We start from the raw sequence: 22,638 nt of genomic DNA on the forward strand, positions 1-22,638 counted from the left end.
ATATCCCTAGTTACCAAATGTAAGTTGCAACTGCACCTGCTACCAGCACAGAGGTAAATGCCTTCTTGTGATAGCTGACGTTGAAGGTCTGAGAAGAATCGCTGGTATTGGCAACGATAAGCACCTCTTTCTCTGCCGGAGTTTTGAATGCAACGTTCGGAAGGTTATCAAGATCGTTTGAGCCGATTCGAACAGACTCGGCAGGAACGAATTTGGAGGCGTGGGCAATGGTGTAATAGGCGAGATCCCGAGTGACGTTATTGCCATCGATAGTCAGCGCGCCCTGACATCCAGTACATCCACCATCGTTGGTATGAGGGCCAAACTGCGGATCGGCAGCAAGATTCCAAAGCAGTACATTCTTGCTCCAGTTCCGGCTGACACCGATGATGATTCTTGCCACGGGACGAGCTATGTTCAGCGTACCGCTGTCACCATGCTCCGTCACAGACTGTTCCGTGAAGTAAAGGTTCTTGTTCGGAAATGCATCATGAACCTCGGTCATCGCATCGACTGTGCCGCCATAGAGATGGAACCCTGTGCCATCGACGTACTTGTTCGCTGCAGGGTCTTTCAGAATCGAGAGCGGATAAGCGGGATGATCGAGATTGTGGTCGTAGAGAACGATCTTTGTCTTGATCCCAGTTTTTGCGAATGCCGGGCCAAGATCATTTGCGATGAAATCACCCTCTTCTGGAGCGAGCATTACCATGCTGGGCGTATTTTTCTCGTTCAGTGGCTCGTTTTGAATAGTGACCGCATCAATTGGGATTCCTTCCGCCTTCATCTCCTGAATGTACTTAACAAAGTAAGTGGCATAGGCGGCGAAGTACTCCGGCTTCAATACCCCGCCCTTCGCTTTGCCTGTTGTCTTCATCCATAGAGGGGCGGACCATGGCGATCCTAATATCTTGATCTTTGGATTGATTGCCAAAATTTGCTTTAGCACCGGGATGACATCGTTGCGATCAGGCCCAAGATCGAACTTAGTCATATCGGGATCAGTCTGTCCCTCCGGCAGATCATCGTAAGAAAAGGCATGGTCATTCATGTCGGACGATCCGATACTTACCCGCAAATAACTGACGCCGATGCTGTTGTCACTAACAGTAAAAAGCTCTTGCAGCAGTGCCGCCCGCTTTGCGGGGTCCATGCGCATGATCAGCTGTGCACTTCCACCAGTCAACGCAAAGCCGAAGCCATCCATCGTTTGAAATCTTTGCTTTTCGTCGACATTGATGGTGGGATTGCTTGCGGAAGATTTAGTGAAATCCAGTGACTCCTTTTGCAACTGCAAGAGCGACGACTTATCAGGAGTCGTCAGCCAGTAAGTAGCCTTTTTTTGTGCAAGCAATATTTGCGAAGGAAACGCCGTGGCGATGAGCAGCAGACAGCCACCAATTTTAGAATTCATCTCTTCTCCTGGACAGAATCTTCTTCATGGTTCGTTAGCGAGCTTTAATTTACTGACACGGGCTTCATGCCAAGCGCTTTCAAATAGCCGGGATCGACATGGCAATTCTTCAGCTTGATGTTTTCCAGCAAGCCGGCAAAAGCGCGGTTGATCGTATCCTGATCGGGCCTTGCCTTGAGGCGTTCCTCTACCTGGCCCGTGCCTCGCGGCAACTTGGCGAAGGCAACGATCTTGTCCCATCCCTCTGGAGGAGTAATTGTGACGACAGCCGAGGTCTTCGACATCTTCTTGTAAGGCCAGAAGGTCCAGCCTATGTCATTTTTGTTCAGCAGATCGACGAACTGAGTAATCCACTCATCGGTATTTTCGCCCGACTCGCCCATCCAGATAGGAACGTTATAACGGTCGCGGAAGTCGAGATACTGTTGAATGACCGAGACATCAGTCTTGGACCAGTACTTATGAAAGGTGTATGCGGTGTTGTTGTCGAATGGCTGATGGAAGACCGAAAAGTTGCTGTCCCACTGGGCGCCGCCAAGGAAGAGAATGTGGTGAGTATCGACCTGGCGGATGGCTGTCGTCAGCTTCTTGTAAACCGGTTCGAGTTTGGCATTCAGCGGCGCGAGGCTGGGATAATGCGGGATTGGCTCGTTCAGCAGATCGTAGCCAAGTACGGTTGAATTGTCCTTGTAATGACGTGCGATGCGCTGCCAGACAGCGACGAGATGAGCCTGTTCACGCGGACTGTCGTATAGCCAAGGATAGCCATAGCTGTCGTCAATGTTCGCCCCGGTCTGGCCTCCGGGAGCGGCGTGCATATCCACAATGACGTACAGCCCTTCCTCACGGCTCCATTGAATGACTCGGTCGAGCGGAGCAAATCCCTCAGAGTTATCCGTCTCAAAAAACTTGTAATGAATCGGGATGCGGATGGTATTGAACCCCGCCTCGTGAAGAAGGTGAACGTCCTGTCTCGTGATGTAGTCTTGCCGGTACTGATGCCAGAAGTCCGTCGCCTTGTCTGGTCCGAGGAGTTCTGTCACGAGGCCTTCAATCTCGCGAGCCGATTGCGGGCCGCCATCGAAGTCCCACATGTATCCCTCTGGCATAAACCAGTTACCCAGGTTTGTTCCGCGAATAAGAAACGGCTTACCGCTCCCATCAACGATTTGTTTTTGCTGTGTATGGGCGAACTGCGCAAAGGAGTTCAGCGGCAACAGGTAAAAGAGAAAAGCGGCAACGCACAGCATTCGACGAGTCAACATAAGTCATCCTTCCTATTGCGGCAAAACTGTGAAGGTAGCGTGATCGGTGGCGGCAGAGCTTGTTCCTACCCAAAGGTCAAAGAGACCAGGTTCAATCGACCAATGGCGGGTCTGCGAACTCCAGAAGCCCAGGTCGTGCGTGTCGAGTTGCAGCGTGACTGTCTGCTTCTCGCCCGGCCTAAGCGTTATACGCCGAAAGCCCTTCAGCTCACGCACAGGGCGAGAGGCGGTGCCAGAACGTTGATGAGTATAAAGCTGCACGACCTCATCTCCTGCACCTGATCCAGTGTTCTGCACATCGACCGACACCATCAGCGACGAGCCAGCCTGTACGGAGGGGGCGGCCAATTTAAGATCATCCAGCTTGAAGGTGGTATAGCTGAGTCCATAACCAAAGGGATAAAGCGGGGCGCTGGAGCCATCCCAGTAACGCGTGTCGGGCGCATTGGGAATCTGAGTTAGATTGCGCGCATAGAAGATCGGCACCTGTCCTACACTCCGCGGCCAGGTTACAGGCAGCTTGCCTCCGGGGTTAGCATCGCCGAAGAGCAGGTCCGCGATGGCATTGCCTCCCTCTGTCCCCGGATACCATGCGTCAAGAATAGCTGGAACATGCTGAGACGCCCATGTGATGTTGAGTGGCCGCCCGTTGAGCAGCACCAGCACCACTGGCTTGCCGGTCGCCACCGCAGCTTCGAGAAGCTGCTGCTGCCGTCCCGGAAGCGTAAGCGTGGAACGCGAGGCACGCTCGCCGCTCATATTCTGCGCCTCCCCTAATACAAGCACCGCAACCTGAGATTTTTTGACGAGGTCGATGGCGTGGGCGAACTCGGCGTCGCGGTCGGCATCCGTCTTCAACATAGGCTGCGGACTGGGAAACTGGCTGTCGAAGATGGAGTGTTGACCACGTGAGATTTCAACTCCCTTTGCCCACGACACAGTGGTGCCTGCACCGAGGCGTTTACGAATGCCTTCGAGAACAGTGACCGCATCAGCAGGATGCCCGGCGAGGCTCCACGAGCCCATGATGTCGGGCTTCGAGTCGGCAAGCGGCCCGATCACCGCAATCGATTTCAGCGATTTGCTAAGCGGGAGCAAGGCCCCCTCGTTGCGCAGAAGCACAGCGGTCTGTTCAGCCGCGACTCTGGCTGCGTGACGCTGCTCCGGAGTGACAAGCTGTGCGGCTGACTTCGACGGATCAACGTACGGATGACTGAAGAGACCAAGGCGATATTTGGTCGTAAGAATGCGGCGTACCGCCCCATCGATGGTCGATTCTTTCACGAGGTCGTCCTTGACCGCTGCAGGAAGATTGTCACGGTAGATATGACTGGTCATCTCCATATCGACGCCTGCATTTACAGCACGCGCTGCTGCGTCTTCCGGGCTGGAGGCAAAGCCGTGCGTGGTCAGGTTCAGCACGGCATCCCAGTCGCTCACCACAAAGCCATCGAACTTCCACTTATCGCGGAGTACATCCTGCAAAAGAAATTTGTTGCCGGTCGCCGGCACTCCATTCAGATCCATGTAGGCGGGCATTAAAGAGCCAGAGCCCGCGCGAACCGCTGCCTCAAACGGGGGTAAGTAAATATTCCAAAGCTGTTCATCCGAGATATCGGAAGAGTCATAGTCGCGGCCGCCCACAGCAGCACCATAACCGGCAAAGTGCTTTACGCAGGCAAGAATGTGATCTGGGGCGCCAAGCTCATCGCCCTGAAAGCCGAGTACCTGGGCTGCTGCCATTTTGGAGCCAAGGTACGGATCTTCGCCTGCGCCTTCCATGATGCGGCCCCAGCGCGGATCGCGTGCGATATCGACCATCGGCGCAAAGGTCCAATCGACACCAACGGCGCTAGCCTCTTTTGCAGCCATGCTCTGAACGTGCTCTACCATCGCTGGATCCCACGACGCCGCGAGCGCAAGGGGAACAGGATAGATGGTGCGAAATCCATGGATGACATCGAATCCGAAGATAAGCGGAATATGGAGCCGGCTGCGGTCGACCGCGATATGTTGAAGCCGATTGATCTCCCTAGCATCGGAGAGAAAAAGGAATGAGCCAACCTGACCATTGAGAATGCGCTGGTCGGGCGAGACGTCCTGGGGCTGGTTGAGCGCAATCTGACTCATCTGCCCGATCTTTTCCTCAAGGGTCATCTTTTGCAGGAGATTGTTCACAAACCGAGGCGTCTCGGCATCACCATCTTTCGTCACATGATGGTCCTTCGTCGTTGGCTGTACTTGAGCTGTGAGGACGCAGGGACGCAATCCGCCAAGCAGGACAAGCGACAGGCTTCCGATAGCAAAGGGATGAGTCAGAGCTTGTGAAATGAGGCGAAAAGTCATGGCTACTCCTGAAGCGGTCTTCATTTAGCAGGCACGGCGGGGAATCATGAGACTAAACTCCGTCGTCGACGGTCTCACGCGAAAACCCAGCCTATCCTGCAGCGGTACAAGTTTAGACAAACGTTTGTCCATTGTCCAACACGAAATTTATTCTCCGCATTGCTCTCTATAAATACCGCTCTTTGGAGGAGTGAGCGATTTTTGTACAGTTACTCTTCGTTCCTGTTGATACTCTCTCAATACGACAACTTTTTTACCCAAGATACCCTTCAGGCCATCGTTCATGCCAAAACAGCCCACGTCTTCGCCACGTACGACACGTCCGGCCAGCCTCAAGATGCTGGCCGAACATCTCGGCCTTAGTCCATCGACCATATCGTTCGTCCTCAACGACGCGCCCGGCAGATCGATCCCGGAGTCCACCCGGCAGCGCGTCAAAGCGGCCGCGGCCAAGTTCAACTATCAACCGAGCATGATTGCGCGCACGCTGCAGGGAAAGCGCATGCAGACGATCGGCGTGCTGCTGCCAGAGTTGGGTGAGGGCTACCACTCCCAGGTTCTCAGCGGCGTTGGCGACCTGCTGATGCGAGAGGGCTTCTTCTACTTCACCGTCCACCACCGACACAAAAAGGAGTTGGTCTCAGCCTATCCTGAGTTGCTGCGTTCCCGCGGAGTGGATGGAATCCTGGCGATTGACACCCACCTGCCTGAGGACGCTCTGCTGCCATTGCCCACAGTTCTCGTCGCGGGGCATACGGAGTTGTCCGGAGTGACCAACGTGATTTTGAACCACGAGAAGGCAGCGGAGCTCGCACTTCGGCATCTCCACCAGCTTGGCCATCGCAAGATAGCGTTTATGCAGGGGCAGCCCTTCAGCTCCGATTCCGACACCCGCTGGGCCGCTACGTTGCATGTCGCCCGGGAACTCGGCCTGACTGTCAGCGACCAGCTGACGATTCATCTCGAAAAAGATTCCCACTCACCCGAGATCAGCTACCCCGGCATTCGCCATCTTATCCAGAGCCGACAACACTTTACCGCTGTCCTTTGCTTCAACGACGTATCGGCGATGGGAACCATACGCGCACTGCATGAGGCGGGCCTCCGCGTACCGACGGATGTGTCCGTCCTGGGGTTTGATGACATTCAATCTTCTCAATATCAGGTCCCCAGCCTTACCACCATTCGCCAACCGCTGCAGAAGATGGGTAGCACGGCCGCCCAAATGCTACTGAAGAAACTTGCGGACGAGGAGACGCCGGAGCTGATTCGAGTTGATCCCGAGTTGATTGTCCGCGAGTCGACGGCGCGGGCGAGCAAGCCACCAAAGAAAATCAGCGCTGCACGCTGAGATCTTTTATCAGGCGATGCAATGACTATGGGTGCCGAGCGGGTTCCACAGGTAAGAGAGCGCCTCCCTGCTTCAGGTGATAGAAACGATCGCCTGCAACATTCTCAAAGGACTGTCGCTCACCATTCGGCCATAGCACCTCGATTTTGTCGATACTCGCAGCACGTCCTAACCCGAAGTGCAGCCGCAGATCGCTTTGCGACAGATAGCTTCCGCCGCTTCGAACCTCATCCATCTGCCGCAGCTCGCCGACTGTTACCCAGATACGAGCGTTCAAGGCCAACCGATTTTTGGGGCTGCCCTCAAGGTCAAAGCTTACCCAGTGATTTGCCGGATTGCTTTTGGCTTCGAGGATCATAGGGCCGCCGGTCAAATTCTCCACAACAACGTCGAGTTTGCCGGTATTGAAGAGGTCCCCAACCGCAAGTCCACGGCTAACCTGAAGCTCACGCACAGCCTCGCCCGACTCGTCGCTCACGTCCTTGAATGTACCGTCGTGCTGGTTCTTGAAGACCAGTTTAGGTTCTTTGTATCTCGTCCCCATCTTTACGCTGTCTACCTGCGGATAGACATGTCCGTTCGCGAGAATCAGGTCCTTCCAGCCGGAGTTATCGAGATCCAGAAACGCATCACCCCATCCGACATACGGCGAACTCGAACGAGAGATTCCGGACGCGCGGGAGACATCGGAGAAGGTCATCCCGCCATCGTTGCGAAACATTGCGGCGTACTCGTCGCTAAAGTGGGTTACGACGAGGCTCATCCGGCCCACATTCATATAGTCTCCAAGCGCCAGTCCCATGTTCGCCTGCTCTGTTCCGTCTTCGCTCACGGCCACACCTGCGTCGTACGCCATCTCCTTGAAGTGCCCATCACCTTCGTTGTGATAGAGGTAGTTCGGTTCGCCGTCATTCCCTACGAAGAGATCGAGCTTGCCATCGTTGTCGAAGTCGGACCAGACGGCCCCCAGTCCAAAGAAATGATTTGGGTCATCTACGCCTGCCTGCCTCGCAACTTCGCTAAAGGTGCCGTCACCATTGTTGTGGTAGAGCGCGTCGGGAGAACCCTTTAGTCCTCGCGGCCCGCATTGAACCGCTACTCCGTGATACTGACACGTCTTGCTTGACCCGAACTTCGGCAGATCGTTCATGTCCAAATCGACATAGTGCGGCACGAAGAGATCGGAATTGCCGTCGCCATCATAGTCACCAAAGGTAACTCCGGTAGCCCAGCCCGTATCTTTGTCTAAGCCCGCGGCCTTCGTGGCGTCAGTGAAAGTGCCATCGCCGTTGTTGCGATAAAGCACTATCCCACCGAAGCAACTGACAATCAGGTCGGGGCGGCCATCGTTGTTGTAGTCTCCTACCGCCGCGCCCATTGCCCAGCATGGATACCCGACACCGGCCTTTTCCGTAACGTCCGTGAATGTACCGTCGTGGTTGTTATGGAAGAGCGCACCTCTCGCCTTTTTCCCAGCGAGCGCCATGGAGAGACTAGGCGCATTGGTGAAGTAGATATCGAGCCAGCCATCGCCATCGTAATCGAGAAGCGCGACGCCACCGCTCATCGATTCGACGATGTACTTCTGCTCTGGACTGGAGAGATGTTCGAAATGGATACCGGTCGAGGCTGTGATGTCCACCAACTGCGGCACCCGCTCGCTAGCACCGGAACGTTCACCAGAAAGATTCGGCTTCGCAACCTGCGCTTGAATAAGCCCCACACACAAGATCAGGCCAACGGGACATGTCAGCGCTCCAAGGCAGGAGAAAGACTCTACTCTGCACATCCTCCATGCCCGCAGCTTATTCCGCAATGAATCCATCTACTTATTATCCAGTTCGCCCTGGGGAGTATCGAGACGCATCTCTTTATATACCGCCCGCATCTTTTCCTTGATGTCCCTATACTTCTGATAAGCATCCATCTCCCGTTTCGCATCCGCTGATCGTTTCAATTTGCGGTAGGCCGTGCTCAGCCGATAGTGAGCAACGACATTAGTGGGATCGGCCGCAACCAGCGGCTCCAGCAGCGGTAAAGCGGAAGCAGATTCATCCTTCTCGATATAGACATGGGCCAACCCCAGGGTTGCATCCGCATCGCCGGGCACCAGCGAGAGAGCGCGTTTGTAATACGCGACCGCCCCATCGAAGTCATCTTTCTCGACAGCAATATCACCGAGTCGCGACAAGGACTTTTCGTCCCGGCTATTGGCCGCGACCGCCATCTGGTACTCCTGCTCGGCTTCGGCTCGAAGCTTGAGATCAGACGAGGCACGAAGCGCCTCCGCTAGCTCAAAATGTATTCCAGGTAATTTTGGATCGACGGCAATAGCCTTGCGAAAATTTGCAATCGCGCCGGGGATGTCCCGCTCGCGGCCTAGCTCATGCGCCATCGCCTGATGCATCTGTCCCGACTCAGGTGCCGCAAGCGATAAATCCAGCATCGCCTCGCCTGCCAGGTCGGAGTAGATGCGATAGGCAGCATAGAGTATTCGAGGATCGGCCGGTGCGTCCTGCCGCAGCACCTCAACTACCGCTGCCGCCTTCGGAAGTTCCTGTGCAGCCGTGTAAAGCTCGATCAACTCCAATCCGGCTTCGATCCGTACGCTTGGCTCTTTCAACTGGTCCACGACCGCTTGAAGATCGGTACGAGCGAGCTCACTCTCGCCAAGGTTTCTCTCACACATTCCGAGCAGGGCACGGATCTTAGTCAGCCCCGGCTGCTGTTCTACTGCTTTACGAAGATGCGGCTCTGCCTGTGCGTAGTCCTTTTGAAAAAAGAGGAGGACGCCTAAATTTGCCTGAGCATCGATATTGTTCGGATCGAGCGCAAGAACTGCAGCAAACTCCTTCGCCGCAAGCGCTGGCTTTTTCTGACTCAAAAGTTCATGGGCCTTTTGTTCGTGAGTCTGAGCTTGTTTTGCTGTAGAAGCACCCGCAGACTGTGCCGCTGCTGAGCCGACTCCACCCAGGCTCAATAGAAGAAGAAGAGAAAACACCTTCATTGCAAGACCGTTTGACCTTTCCAATAGGTCGTCCGATTAAAAGACATTGGGATGGCGGAGAGTCCCGCCATCCCAACGGAGTTTATCAGAAGGTAAGTCGCGCCCCTAACTGCATGGTGCGACCACCGACGGTTACTCCTGTGATTGACGAACTACCTGTAGCAACGGCAGTGCCTGCCGCAATTGCCTCCGGAGAAGCATTTGCGCAGCCGGCGGTCGTCGTATCAGAGCATACGATGAGCGCGGAGTTCGGCAACTTGAAACTGGGATGATTGAGTACGTTGTTAGCATCTGCGCGAATCTGCAAATGCACTTGTTCCCATATTGCAAACGATTTACCGAGTGAGAAGTTGACGTTTGTGAGGCCTGGACCGTTCAGGCTGTTTCGGCCGGAGTTGCCAAAGGTTCCTGGAGTGGGTGCTGCAAACGCTGCTTCGTTGAACCACTGGTTAGTCCCATGCTTCGCGCCATGGTTGGAAATGTGGGGGTTGCCAATGACATTGGGATACCAATTTCCAGCAAGCGCATACGAGTTATTCTTGTCCATGTATACGGTAAAGGGTTGACCGCTTTGAGCTACAACGGTGCCCGATCCCTGCCAGCCCCCAACCAACTCATCCAGCAGCCAGTTGTTGTTAAGGAACCGCCGCCCGTGACCAAAAGGCAACTGATAGACAACACTTCCCTTCAACGCATTTCGCACGTCAAAGTTCGAGTTTCCATAGTTGGCCCCGGGATCATAAGAGTACTGGTAAGCCTGTCCACCAGCACGGCTCCCCCATCCAGACGAATCCATCTCGTCCAGGAAGTGAGCCCAGGTGTAGTTGAAGTTGAAGTTCAAGCCGCCGGTAAAGCGCTTTTGGACCGAAGCCTGGAGAGCGCTGTAGTTTGAGATCGAATTATTCGTACTGCCGCCGATCCCTTGATATTGCGGATAAGGCCGGAACTGAGCATCTACCGGAGCCAGGTCTCCTTCATGGATCTGGTTGATGTCAACTGGGAACGGTAGATTATGGCCATGGTTGCCGATGTAGGTGAGCGAAGCCACCATGTCTGTACCGAGCTCCTGCTGAGCACTGAGGTTCCATTGATAGGAACCGCCAACAGAAGTGTGGTACTGGTTATAAGTTGGCGACTGGCCGTTGAAGGCACTCGGATCAGTCGAAGCCGCGATGTATGGAAGGCTCGCCCCATCTCCGGAGAGAGTGACAACCGGCGTAATGCCATTGGTCTGATCGGTGTCATTGCCCTGCGACCCAAAGGCCGATCCCATTCCACCGCCGTAGGTATCGAGGCTCCAGTTATAGGCATAGAGTCCAAACCCTCCACGCACGACGGTATTCGGATGAAGCTGCCATGAAAATCCGAAGCGAGGAAGGAAGGTCGTATAAACAGGAGCCTGCAAGGTTGTGCGGCCATTCGCATGGGTCGAGCCGTACCACATGGCTCCCAACGTACCCGTCGCGGGATTCTGTACGGTTGGATCAAAAGCTCTCATATTGCCTTTGACTTCGCCCCAACCCGACTGAATCTGGTAACGCAGGCCAAGGTTTAGAGTTACGTTCGGACGGATCTTGTAATCATCCTGTACGAACACCTGAGGCAGGCGCATTCTGCCGCCGTACTCCGGTGTCACGCCCGCGCTCCAGTTCTGTGTCTGTCCCAGCAGGAAGTCTGCATAAGCAAGACCCGTCGCGCTGTCGCCCTGTGTTGACGAGGTGTACGTACCGGTATAACCCATCGTTCCTGCGTTTATATTGCCCCACGCCGTGGAGTTGTCTCGATAGAACAGAAACTCCCCGCCAAAGTGAAGGATGTGCTTGCCGAGAATCAAAGTCACCACATCGGAGGGATCGTAAGCATGCTCCTTGTAGACCGCATTCGTGGCCGAAGAGAGCCCGTAGTATCCGGTGATATTGATGACAGGAAAGTTATCGGCCTTGGCAAACTTCCATCCGAGTTTATCTGGAAAGCCCTGGTTGAGAGTTGCAGGCGTGAAGAAGTTAAGCTGGTTGGTATAGCCGATTCTGGCCTCGTTGGTCAGATGAGATGAGATCGTCCACACGTCGCTGATCTGAGCATTGTTCCTGCTGACGTCTTCGGTGCCGCAGGCGATGGGGCAAATACCCTGTGCATAGCCATATTGGGGGTTATCACCTTCGGTCTCAGACATCGTGATCCGGTTATTTGGCGTGACGTCATAATCCAGCCGTCCGAAATATTTAGTGAAGGGATTGGAGCCGGGAACGTTATAGAAGAAGTTATTTTGAGTAACTCCGTTTACCACGTTTCCGCTGGTGTTGGGCTTCGGGTAGAAGGCTTGAATCGCTTGCGCGACCGGGTCGATACGGCTGGCCGGAATCACATTGCCATTTCCATATTCGTCTGCGAAAGAAGTACGGTGCACGACACCGTTGACAACCGTAGTCGTCGAAGGATCGTAGATCGTGTTCTGCCCGGTGAAGTCTCCACCCAGCATCGCTGCTGTGGGAACCGTCTCAAACCCGTTTGCAGAGCCGCCGTGCTGGATGATCTTGTCGTAGTTGAAGTAGAAGAACATCTTGTTCTTGAGGATGGGGCCGCCGATGGAACCACCAAAGTTGTTATAGTGCTGGATTGCGACCTTTCCCTTGGCATTAAAGGCGTAGTCTGCGGCATTCAACGCATTGTTCTGAAGATACTCGTAGAGCGAGCCATGGAAAGCGTTCGTGCCGCCCTTGCTGATCTGGTTGAAGAGGATGCCGCCAATTCCGTACTGGGCAGAGAAGGCCGAGGTGCTGACCTGAAGCTCCTGCACCGTCTCCAGGGTGCTGACGTCGGAGTTTGCGCTCGACGGCAGCGTCGTCGATGCACCGTCGGCAAGCACCGTGCTATAAGGCAGGTTGCCGTTTACGGAAACTTCCTGACCGGGACTAGCCGCTCCCTGCGAGCCGCCGGGTGCGCCCGATGCTCCAGCCAGCAGGATGGTAAAGTTCTGCCAGTCCTGTCCGACCTGCGGAAGCTGAGACATCGTCTTGGCCTCGAGTGTGGTGGTTTGCTCGCCGTTGTCCGTGGTCAACAGCGGGACGTCGGTGTTCACCACGACCTGGTCCGTCACCGAGCCGACCGTCAAGGCGGCGTTGACCGTTGTCGTTCCAACCAGAACGGTAATAGACGACCGCTCGAGCTTGGTGAAGCCATCCTTGGCGAAGGTAATTTTGTAGTTGCCCGCAACGATCGAGGCCGTATCGTACAGCCCGTCGCCATTGGTCGTCAGCGTTTTGACCACGCCGGTATTGTTATTCACAACTGTCACGGTCGCGCCCGGAATCAATGCTCCGGTCGTATCGGTAACGGTACCGCGGATGTCACCGGAATTGGTGTTCTGTGCGAACCCGATTCCGACATATCCCGCTCCTAGCATGACCAGGGAAAGCATCAGCGCTTGCCATCTGAATTTCATAAGTAGTGCCTCCAAAAGTGTTGCTGCAGCTATGTTCCATACACTCGGCGACTCGTAGATAGAACGATTCCGTCAAAGACAAACGTTTGTCTTTGACGGGTCTACGGATGCGCTAGTAATTAAGCCTGATCGATAGCGTCCCAGTCAAGCTTTTTATTTAAATCGACGAATTCCGTCTACCTGCTCGCTCCAACCCCCACAAGATTTATCAGCGTCGAAGCGAGGTTTATTTTTAAATAAAAGGATCGAAGCATCCGCTCAACTTTGATGCCATGCCTCTTTTTGGGGGACTGTTGGGATCGCGGCCTTGAATCGAAACTATTTCTACTGTTTTGTGGTGAAATGATGGAGTTAGCTTTATCAAGCTATCCGGCTCATGAGGCCAATGGTCCCATGTGACTGCAGCTCCTTTCCAGATTGAATGCTGTGGTCGTAAGTTATTTATTTAGAACGTTTAAGTACACAACGACATTCGAGATATATTTATTCACGCAATCAGGCTTGCTGAAATCCCGGGGAGATACACAACCTGGAATGGGATCGACCAACATGAACATTAAGGCTGTCGCCCGAAGAGCCGGAGTTTCTACTGCCACTGTTTCGCGAACCATCAATGGCTCAGACAAGGTCACTCCAAAGACCGCCGAACGAGTTCGGCGCGCCGTCGAAGCGCTGCAGTTTTATCCGGACACCAACGCCCGCTCGCTCGGCTCTGGTCGCAGCAGCCTCTATGGCTTGATCATCTCCGACATCACCAACCCGTTTTTTCCGGAGCTCGTAAAGTCTTTCGAGGACATTTCAGTCGAGCATGGGCAAGAAGTCCTCGTCGCCAATACCAACTACGACCCGGCACGCATGGAGAGCTGTGTCACACGCATGATGCAGCGCAAGGTCGACGGCGTTGCCATCATGACCTCCGAGATGGAAGATCGACTGATCAAGGTCTTCAGCCACAGAAATATTCCCCTGGTCTTCATGGACGTTGGAGCGCCAGGTCCCGGTGTAAGCCGCGTCCGCGTAGACCATGCTGCCGGCGTAGCGATGGCGATGGATCATCTGGTTGAGCTCGGTCATAGCAAGATTGCCTTCATCAGCGGCCCGCTCGGTCTGTTTTCAGCCCGTACCCGTTTCGAGGCATTTCTTCAAAGCCTTGAGCGGCATGGCCTCCAACGCGATCCCGCCCTGATTCAAGAGGCCAACCATCGCGCCGATGGCGGTCACGAAGCAATGCTGAGGATACTCAACTCCGGCGCGAAGCCAACAGCGGTCGTCGCCTCGAACGACCTGACGGCGATCGGAGCGATGGGTGCTATTCACGAGCGTGGATTGCGCATTCCCGAAGAGATCTCAATCGTTGGCTATGACGACATTCAACTGAGCGCGTATACGCAGCCTTCGCTGACCACGCTTCGTCTGCCGCGCATCGAAATCGCGACTGCGGCCTTTCGAGCACTCTATAAGTCACTGCAGTCGCAGACGAAAAAGCCGCAGATTGGCGAGGATTATGATGTACAACCTACATTAATCCTGCGCCGATCCACTGGCCCGGCTAATAGAAGCCACCGCTAAATCGACTCAGAAGGAGCTTCGGTCAGCTTGAATTCGACGGTCTGCGATCCAAGCCGTGGATGCTTTGCCGTCAGCCTCACAATACCTGCCTGCTCCTTCGCGCGAATCCAGACCGCGCCTGTTCCACCAATCAGAGCAAACGGGTTGTCGCCGATAAGCTCTGCCGGCCCTTCCAGCGTGAACATGATGGGATCGTTGGCATAGGTGCGTACGGCGCCGAACTCATCTGTCGCCCGAAGCACCACACGAGTGGTGTCCGCTCCATCGGCCACAAGGCTCGTGTCATCGGGCAACAGGTGGAATTGACGATCGACCCCAAGCCCAGACAGTGACTTGGAGATCACCTGCTTGCCCTTCAGATATCCGTCGATGCGAAGGTCTCCCCACGCAAATTCAAACTGCTTCGTGTCCAACTTTGAAAGCTCAAGAATGAACGGCGGATAAACCAGGTTTCCGAATTCTTCCTTGTCCGGGTCAAGTTCCGCAAACAGCTTCCAGGGATTGCTCTCGAGGCTGCGCTCGCGAAGGTAGAACTTCAAGTGGTCGCAATTGGAGCACACAACTGCCTTCGAGAAACCGACCGACTCATCGCTCTTCGCCCAATGAAACGCAGGTTCCAAAACCACTTCCTCAGCGGGATCGCACTGTGATTTATAGAAGCCTGCTGCTGGCTTGGGCTCGCGGAAGATATCGGCCACACCGTGATAGCAGATGCGATCACCGGCCCCAAAATTTGAGTGTGTGTTGTAGTCGAAAGCACACCAGCCAATGCCGCCGGAATACTGCGGATCTGATGCCAGTTGATTGTGGATACGGGCATGGCGCAATGTATGCTCGCGCTGACGCTCATCGTCATCAGTCGTCTTAGTTGGAAACGTGTGCCCCACAAACTCGGTGTTGAGATATTTCGGATGATTCGGCTTCCTAAGCGGAAAACCGAAATCGTTCACTGTAAAGACGTCTTCGAGAAATTCCGATCCCGGAAAGTTGCGGATGCCGCCGGTCTGCCGTGTCTGATCAAGCGCATGTGCCAGGGCATTGGTTCGGGTATAGAAGCTGTGGTCGTCTCTCGACTCATTGATGCGCACGCCCCACAAAATAATCGAAGGATGGTTCCAGTCGCGGCGAATCATCCTACCAACATTATCGATAGATACCTGCTTCCACGGCTCTGGCCCGATGTGCTGCCATCCGGGAATCTCTTCGAGAACGAGCAGTCCAATCTCGTCACAGCGATCCAGGAAATGCCGAGACTGCGGGTAATGCGACGTTCTCACGATATTGCAATGCATTCCCTTGCGAAGGATATCTGCGTCCTTGCGCTGTACCCGCGCGGGCATCGCCTGACCAACAAAAGGAAAGGTCTGATGCCGATCCAGGCCACGCAACTTAACAATCTTTCCATTCAAAGAGAAGCCATGATCCGTAAACATCGCCTCGCGAAATCCAATCCGCCGCGTATCTTCGTCGATCACTTTTCCCGCGCGAAGAAGCCGTACATGGACGCTATAGAGATGGGGCCGCTGAAGATCCCAGAGCTGCACTTTTCCCAGGTTGCTCAAGGAAACCGTGTGCAGCGCTGGATCTGAAGTCGTTTCCACACTCGCATACACGGGTGCGCTGGTCGTTGGGTCAAGCGGCGAAGCGGCATCCGTCGTTGGCACATATTTTTTTACGAGCTGACTTTGCTTAGCGACGACCTTATCTCCGTCGCGCAACTCAACCTCAAGAGCAAGCCCGTCCTCAGGGTGCGGCCCTGCAAGAAAGCAATCCACATCAAGGGCCGGCGAGCTACCCAAAACATCCTTCGGGTGGGCGAATATATTGTCGAGGTACGTCGGTGAAACAATCCGCAGCGAAACTTCGCGATAGATGCCGCCAAAGGTCATGTAGTCGATCTCATAGCCGAAGGGTGGAATATCCGCGCGCTCCGTCGAATCGACCTGAACCACCAGCACATTGTCTCCGTCAGGGCGAAGATGAGGAGTCAACTCAAACGAAAACGGTGTAAAACCACCCTTGTATTCACCCAGAGCAATGCCATTGATCCAGACGGTGGATGCCGTCATCACCCCTTCGAAATCGACGAAAACACGCTTGCCTTTAGCACCCGTCGGATATTTAAACCGGCGCCGGTAGGTGGAGACAAACTCATAGTCCTTATCGTCGAAGTTGTGCCAGGGGAGACGGACATTCGTGTGCGGAACAACAACGCGCTCAAAAGAGGAGTCATCAAATTCCGGAGCGTGTGCGCCCTCCACCTTCGCAGGATGATAGCGCCAGTTGCGGTTTATCGGAAGAATGGATCGAGTCTCTGAACTGTCCTTTGATGAGGCAAGTGACGCAGCGCTGGGAAGAGTAGATGCAGCAAGAAGTGTGCCTGTCGTTTTAATGAAATCGCGTCTCAACATAAGTTCTCCAATATTTTTTGTGATCCCTGAAACCCAGCTACTTATTTTTGACGCACGCTACGGTCATACAGAGGAAGCATGTGCAGCCGAACGCGGAGCACTGATTTATTTACGCCCCTGAGGTTCAATCCCCGGTCCGTCTGATCTCCATTCCAGATGCGTGAAGACTGCCAAATGCCGTTGACATACCCACCCTCGTCAGCGCGGAGAATCTCCAATTGCTCGTTCTTCGCCTCGGCTCCCGGAGCCTCGGTCACCTTGAAACTGACGCTCGCATCGAAGCCCGTCACCAGAAACTCCAATGGGCCCAACTGCGCCACGATCGCCCTGCCGTGGTCGTCAGCAGTTCCGGGAGGTACTTCGCCATCTCGCTGCGGAAAGCCAAACGACACCACTGCATCCACTCCGTCGAAATGCAGAAACTCCCGGGTCGCGCCCTTTTGTTCGACCGCAGTTTGCAGCTTGCCTTCGAAGTTTAGTTTGGCAATCTCTCGATCCATTGGGCCTACGAGCGCATAGTTCTCGGATAAAGACTCAGGCACCGTCTGCTCCGTGCCCCACCATCCCGTGTAGTCCACGCCAAAGGGCGAGAAGCCAATCGCACCATGACCGAGAGCATAAAAGAAATATTTACCGAAGTTCGCGGTCCTTCCGGTCTCTGGGATAAAGAGCGCATTGTCGTCGCGATGGTAAGCAGCAACTGTCTCGTGATACAGCTCTACATCATTGGAATAGAAGTCCGGCGCAAGGATATCAATCGACGGCGCAGCCACCTTCCAAATGCCGATGTTGCCCTGCTGCGGGCCTCCGCTCGGATACTCTTGTCCAGGACTGGCGTGGTCTCGATTTTCGAGCGCAGCAACAGGATAGGTAATCCACACGTTGCAATACATCGGCAGCGGATACTCCGCCTTCCCCGCTCGCGCCACCTCATTGATATACCGTGCCGTCGAGTATGCGGCGAAGCGCTCATCCGCGTCCGCACCAAAGACCTTCGACCAAGTACCGGAACTAAGATGAAGAGCATTTACCAGCGAGGCAGGAACCTGCGTGTTGAAGTCCTTCTGCGCGGCGGCTGAAAAATCGCGAACAGACCCAATCGATCCCGACTCATTTTCGACTTGAATCATGATGACCGTGTGCTGCGCCGAGTCGATCTCTTTGACATGCCGCATCAGGGCCGAGAACGCAGTCTTGTCCGCATCAAGATTAGTCTCTGAATTCGGCGACAGAACATCGAGAACCTTTCCGTAGGAGCTCACCTCCCGCGGATATTTCTCAGGATGAGTCTTCACCCATTCCGGCACATAATGCGCCTGCCCGTTCTTCCACGTGCCAAACCAGAGCAGCACCAGGTGCAGATGATGCTCCCGTGCGCCATTCACCAAAAGATCGACGTTTGAAAAATCGAACTTGCCCTGCTGCGGCTCCATCGTCTCCCAATAAACCGGAGCTTCGACGGTATTGACATGCATATCTTCGAGCGCAGGCCAGACCTTGGGCATCTCGCTCGGCCATGAGCTCGAGTTATTAATCTGAGCGCCCAGCATAAGAAAAGGTTCGCCCCCAACGATCAGCGCGAAGCGGCCATCCTTCTTTTCCAGATGAGGAATGTCTTGGGCGCAAGCATAGAGGGACAGGCTGGACAGCACGATCAGTAAGGTGGCAGCGCGAGAAAAGTGTGTCAAAGATGACTCCGATCCATCGGACGATTAAACGCAATACCCACTAGACGACAAAACTATGAACATGTAAAGCGTTACATCTCTTCGCTACCTACCGTGCACTGCGATCCCGCATATCTCTCTATCCAGCCGTCACAATCTCTGAAAAGTCAGCGATCCCTGAGAAATCTCCCTGCACCTGAGTAAGAAGAGCCAGACGGTTCGCTCGAACCTCCGTCTCCGGTGCCATTACCATCACGCCATCAAAGAAGGCATCGACCTGCGGACGTAGCGTCGCAATCGACTCGAGCGCAGCTTTATAGTTCTTCTCCGCACGCAAAGCCGAGACCCGCACTGCCAGCTCCGACGAGCGCTGCGCCAAAGCCTTCTCCGTGGCCTCCGTCAGAAGAGCATCTTCTACGCGAGCACCCGGAGCAATGCCCTTCTCTGCCGCCTGGGCCAGAATATTCTTCATTCGCCGGAAGGCCGCCGAGACCGCTGCAAAATCATCGGACCCACGCACAGCCGTCACTGCCTCCGCGCGGGCTACAGCATCCCGAACATCCTCTGCGCCGGCCGCCAGCACAGCCTTCACCACATCGTAGGCCTGCCCACAGGCTTCCCGCAGATAGAACTCCAACCGCTCCGCAAGGAACCCCCGGACCTTGGCTGCCAAAGCCTCGTTCTGCCCGCACGCAGCAACAGCAACTTCAGCCAGCGTCAGCGGCAATGCAACCGTCGTCTCCGCCAGAATCTTCACAATTCCATTTGCGGCTCTTCGCAAGGCGAACGGGTCTTTGGACCCGGTAGGCTCCATCCCCAGCCCAAACATTCCGGCAATGGTGTCTGCCTTATCGGCGATCGCCAGTACCGCTCCCTCCGCCGTGCGCGGGACCGAGTCTTCCATGGACACCGGTTTGTATTGGTCATAGATGGCATCGGCAGCCGCAGCGCTGAATCCCTGCGCCCGCGCATACAGGCCGCCGACAATTCCCTGCAGCTCGGTAAATTCCTTCACCAATTCGCTGGTCAGGTCTGTCTTGGCCAGCGAAACCGCCTCATCGAGAGCCACCGGGTTCAACTCGCACTTACGCTGAAGCAGCAGTCCAGCCAGTCCCGACGCCAGCTTCCGCACACGCGAACTCTTCGCGGCATAGCTGCCAAGATCTTTCTGGAACGTAACGTTCTTCAGCAGCTCCACCCGGTCCGTCAGCGGCACTCGCTGGTCGAACTCCCAAAAGAACCTTGCATCGTTAAATCGCGCTCGCAACACCCGCTCATTCCCATGCCGGATGACCCCAAGCCCTGTTTCATTCGCCTCGGTATTCAACACCGCCAGAAAATACGGAGCCAGCTTGCCTGCCTTGTCCTCCACCGCAAAATACTTCTGGTGATCGCGCATCACCGTCACCAGAACTTCCTCAGGCAGTGTCAGGTACTCCAGCTCAAATCCACCCATCACTACCGAAGGCCACTCTGTAAGCTGGGTTACGGTCTCAACCAGCTCCTCATCCTCGCGCCAGCGGGCTCCCGCAACGGCACGCGTCACGGCATCGAGGGCTTTGCGAATTCTCTGCCGACGAACCTCAACATCGGCCACCACAAAGCTCTTCTCCAGCGTCGGTTCGTACTCGCCCGGCGACTTCAGTGCAATTGGCTCGTCTCCGAACAACACTCGATGCCCATAAGTCACAGAACCAGCCTCGTAACCACCAAAACTAACTTTTACTGGTTTCGCTCCCAGCAGCGCGACCATCCAGCGCACAGGCCGCACGAACCGTTCCGGCCGTCCAGCGCGCCAGTACATGTTCTTCGCCCAATAAATTGCCGCAAGTTCCTTGGGAAGCTCCGAAGCAATCACATCTGCCGCTGCCAATCCTTGCTTCGTCGAGATCGCCGCGATGTACTCGCCCTTTGGGGTGGTAATTGTCTTGAGAGAAGCGACGTTTATGCCCGCTTTTTTGGCAAATGCCTCCGCGGCAGGAGTGGGCACACCGTCTTTATAAGCCACTTTTGCCGAGGGGCCAACCAGTTCTTCGGTGATGTCCTGCTGGCGTTCGGCCACGTCCGCCACCCAGACCGCCAGGCGCCTGGGCGTGGCAAAGCTCTTGCTCGCAACTCCGGCAGATACAAGCCTCTCCCGTTCCAGCATTGCCACGATGCGCTGCTGCAACTCCGCCTGCGCGCCGGCAATCATGCGCGCGGGAATTTCTTCCAGACCAATCTCGAACAGAAACTCCGCCATAACCTTCCTTACGCTTTCGATATTTCGCTTGAAATGATTCGCTAAACTGCTGCTGCCAAGAGTTGTCCCTGCGCGGCGTAGATCCTGGCCACACCTACGACCAGCGTTCTGATCCGGGCCATGACGCCCACCCGCTCCGTAACAGAGATGGCTCCGCGAGCGTCTAGCAGGTTGAAGACGTGAGAGCACTTAAGGGCCAGCTCATAAGCTCCCAGTACGGGGAAACGCTTGAGCTCCAGGGGATCCATCTTTTCAAAATTCTTGGCCTGATTCAGCAGGCTCAGGCACTCCGACTCGTAGAGGTTCAAATGTTCCCAAAGCTTGCCGACATCCGCATAATCAAAGCTATAGGCAGAAAACTGCTCCTCTTCCGCCAGCCGCATTTCGCCGTAAGTCACCTTGCGTCCGGTGTCCGGCTCCACTGCCCACACAATGTCGTAGATGGAGTCGACGTCCTGTAAGAAACCCGCGATCCTCTCCAATCCATAAGTGATTTCGCCACAGATCGGATCGAGGTCCATGCCTCCGCATTGCTGGAAATAGGTGAACTGCGTGATCTCCAGGCCGTCGAGCATGACCTGCCATCCCACACCCCACGCTCCGCCGACAGGCCACTCCCAGTTGTCTTCCTCGAACTTGATATCGTGCTCCCGGAGGTCAATTCCTATCGCCGTAAGCGACTCCAGGTACAGCTCCTGAATACGCACCGGTGGCGGTTTAAGGATGACCTGCAACTGGGTATGGCGGAAGAGGCGGTTGGGGTTCTCGCCATACCGTCCATCGGCCGGGCGGCGCGAGGGCTGCGCGTAGGCAATCCGAACCGGCTTGGGGCCGAGCACGCGCAAAAAGGTGTCGGGCGACATGGTGCCTGCGCCAACTTCAACATCGTAGGGCTGTTGCAGCACACAGCCCTGGTCGGCCCAGAACCGCTGCAAGGTGAATAAAAGCTCCTGAAATGTAAGCGCTGCCTTCTTCTCGCCTGTCGCCTGCATGAGTCTCTTTTCTGCTGGTTATTTATGTGTACTTATTATCTGGTTATTTAACCGATTCTAAATGGTGTTCTTTTTTTAGAAGAAGTTCAGAGGGTATTTTTGCCGGTTCGAGTCAAAACGCGGGCGCTCGCAAGCTTTCGTTCGAGATGCCGCTCCAGCGTGTCCAGGGCAAATCGCTGGAGGTTTGCCAGCGCTTGTGAGGGCCATTGTTCTTTGGCCAGCTCACGCACCGTACCGCGAAAGATACGGCCAGCAATCGCAGCGGACTCAGCCGAGAGGGCGATGCCGCTGTTGCGGCGGTCGTCAGAGCAGGTGACGCCGTCGCTGGTAGCCGAGTACCAGACAGCGCCGCCGCGCAGATCGAGCCCGCAGACGACGCAGTGGCCAAGCTCGGGCATCCAGCCCATGAGGCGGTTCATCCACAAAGCGAAGTAGGTAACAGGGACAGAGGTGCTTCCGACCTGAATCTCCTCAAGAACAGCAAGGGCCAGCCGGAAAACGGCATCTTCGGGAGCTTGCTCGGGTAGAGCTTCTTCGAGAACTTCAGCCACCAGCTGCAGAGCGGCAGTACGAGCGTAGTCGATGGGCCGACTCAGCGGAGAGGAGAGTATCTCGAAGGCATCGAGGCGAACGAGCTCCTGTCGGGGCCGCTCGGCGTAGGTGGCGCGAACGTGGGTCATCGGCTCCAGCGCTCCGCCAAAGCGGCGGCGAGAACGCAGGGCGTGGCGAGCTACCCCCTTGATGCGCCCCTGCTCGCGCGTGAAGAGGCTGACAAGGAGGTCCGCCTCCTGAAAGGGCCATGCCCGTAAAACAATCGCCTCGCTCTGCCGCTGTATCATTCGCTGCTCTGGATTTCAGGGTAACGTAGAACAAACCATCGCAACGATGGAGTACAGCCGACCAATGCAAAACGCGCAGCCGTTGGGCTGCGC

The 22,638-nt window shown here is 55.3% G+C and carries 13 protein-coding genes; 2 read left to right on the plus strand and 11 right to left on the minus strand.

The genetic code is table 11. The features are described from left to right. Positions 1 to 10: 10 nt before the first annotated feature. The 3 genes from VMU57_RS05295 to bglX are packed head-to-tail and all read right to left on the minus strand — an operon-like array spanning position 11 to position 5,025. The gene (locus VMU57_RS05295; RefSeq protein WP_325381557.1) at positions 11 to 1,414 is read right to left on the minus strand and encodes a glycoside hydrolase family 30 protein; all 1,404 of its coding nucleotides are present in this window, start codon (positions 1,412 to 1,414) and stop codon (positions 11 to 13) included. 44 nt (positions 1,415 to 1,458) lie between these two features. Further along, positions 1,459 to 2,679 (minus strand): glycoside hydrolase family 5 protein, encoded by a 1,221-nt coding sequence (locus tag VMU57_RS05300; RefSeq protein ID WP_325381559.1) that lies wholly within the window; start codon positions 2,677 to 2,679, stop codon positions 1,459 to 1,461. A 12-nt stretch (positions 2,680 to 2,691) separates the two neighbouring features. Then, positions 2,692 to 5,025, minus strand: a complete 2,334-nt coding sequence (gene bglX / locus VMU57_RS05305; protein WP_325381561.1) for a beta-glucosidase BglX — start codon at positions 5,023 to 5,025, stop codon at positions 2,692 to 2,694. 283 nt (positions 5,026 to 5,308) lie between these two features. On the opposite strand from bglX, the gene VMU57_RS05310 reads away from it, so the two are divergent. Further along, entirely contained in the window at positions 5,309 to 6,376 is a 1,068-nt protein-coding gene (locus VMU57_RS05310; RefSeq protein ID WP_325381563.1) for a LacI family DNA-binding transcriptional regulator, read from the plus strand. A gap of 25 nt (positions 6,377 to 6,401) precedes the next feature. Here VMU57_RS05310 and VMU57_RS05315 read toward each other — a convergent pair whose 3' ends face one another. The 3 genes from VMU57_RS05315 to VMU57_RS05325 all read right to left on the minus strand — a co-directional run bounded on the left by VMU57_RS05315 (position 6,402) and on the right by VMU57_RS05325 (position 12,825). Continuing rightward, the gene (locus VMU57_RS05315; protein WP_325381565.1) at positions 6,402 to 8,099 is read right to left on the minus strand and encodes a CRTAC1 family protein; all 1,698 of its coding nucleotides are present in this window, start codon (positions 8,097 to 8,099) and stop codon (positions 6,402 to 6,404) included. A gap of 102 nt (positions 8,100 to 8,201) precedes the next feature. Then, on the minus strand, positions 8,202 to 9,383 hold the full coding sequence (locus VMU57_RS05320; protein ID WP_325381567.1) for a tetratricopeptide repeat protein: 1,182 nt from the start codon (positions 9,381 to 9,383) through the stop codon (positions 8,202 to 8,204). An 85-nt stretch (positions 9,384 to 9,468) separates the two neighbouring features. After that, positions 9,469 to 12,825 carry a TonB-dependent receptor gene (locus VMU57_RS05325; RefSeq protein ID WP_325381569.1) on the minus strand — a complete coding sequence of 1,119 codons (3,357 nt, stop codon included), beginning with the start codon at positions 12,823 to 12,825 and terminating at the stop codon, positions 9,469 to 9,471. A gap of 534 nt (positions 12,826 to 13,359) precedes the next feature. Between VMU57_RS05325 and VMU57_RS05330 the strand changes: the two genes are divergently transcribed. Further along, on the plus strand, positions 13,360 to 14,394 hold the full coding sequence (locus VMU57_RS05330) for a LacI family DNA-binding transcriptional regulator (protein WP_325381571.1): 1,035 nt from the start codon (positions 13,360 to 13,362) through the stop codon (positions 14,392 to 14,394). On the opposite strand, the gene VMU57_RS05335 is transcribed toward VMU57_RS05330, so the two are convergent. From VMU57_RS05335 to recO, 5 genes are all read right to left on the minus strand, one after another. Further along, positions 14,391 to 16,805, minus strand: coding sequence for a glycoside hydrolase family 2 protein (locus VMU57_RS05335; protein ID WP_325381573.1), 2,415 nt, complete (start codon positions 16,803 to 16,805; stop codon positions 14,391 to 14,393). The genes VMU57_RS05330 and VMU57_RS05335 overlap by 4 nt on opposite strands. Before the next feature lie 41 nt (positions 16,806 to 16,846). Continuing rightward, complete coding sequence (locus tag VMU57_RS05340) at positions 16,847 to 18,493, minus strand: DUF5597 domain-containing protein (RefSeq protein ID WP_325381575.1); 1,647 nt, start codon at positions 18,491 to 18,493, stop codon at positions 16,847 to 16,849. Between the two features lie 118 nt (positions 18,494 to 18,611). Continuing rightward, the gene (gene glyS, locus VMU57_RS05345; RefSeq protein WP_325381577.1) at positions 18,612 to 20,714 is read right to left on the minus strand and encodes a glycine--tRNA ligase subunit beta; all 2,103 of its coding nucleotides are present in this window, start codon (positions 20,712 to 20,714) and stop codon (positions 18,612 to 18,614) included. Between the two features lie 41 nt (positions 20,715 to 20,755). Further along, positions 20,756 to 21,706: a glycine--tRNA ligase subunit alpha gene (locus VMU57_RS05350; protein ID WP_325381579.1), complete on the minus strand. Its 951-nt coding sequence runs from the start codon at positions 21,704 to 21,706 to the stop codon at positions 20,756 to 20,758. 86 nt (positions 21,707 to 21,792) lie between these two features. Continuing rightward, entirely contained in the window at positions 21,793 to 22,545 is a 753-nt protein-coding gene (gene recO, locus VMU57_RS05355; protein WP_325381581.1) for a DNA repair protein RecO, read from the minus strand. Between the last annotated feature and the right edge of the window lie 93 nt (positions 22,546 to 22,638).

It is taken from the genome of Edaphobacter sp., assembly GCF_035532915.1.
Lineage (GTDB): Bacteria > Acidobacteriota > Terriglobia > Terriglobales > Acidobacteriaceae > Edaphobacter.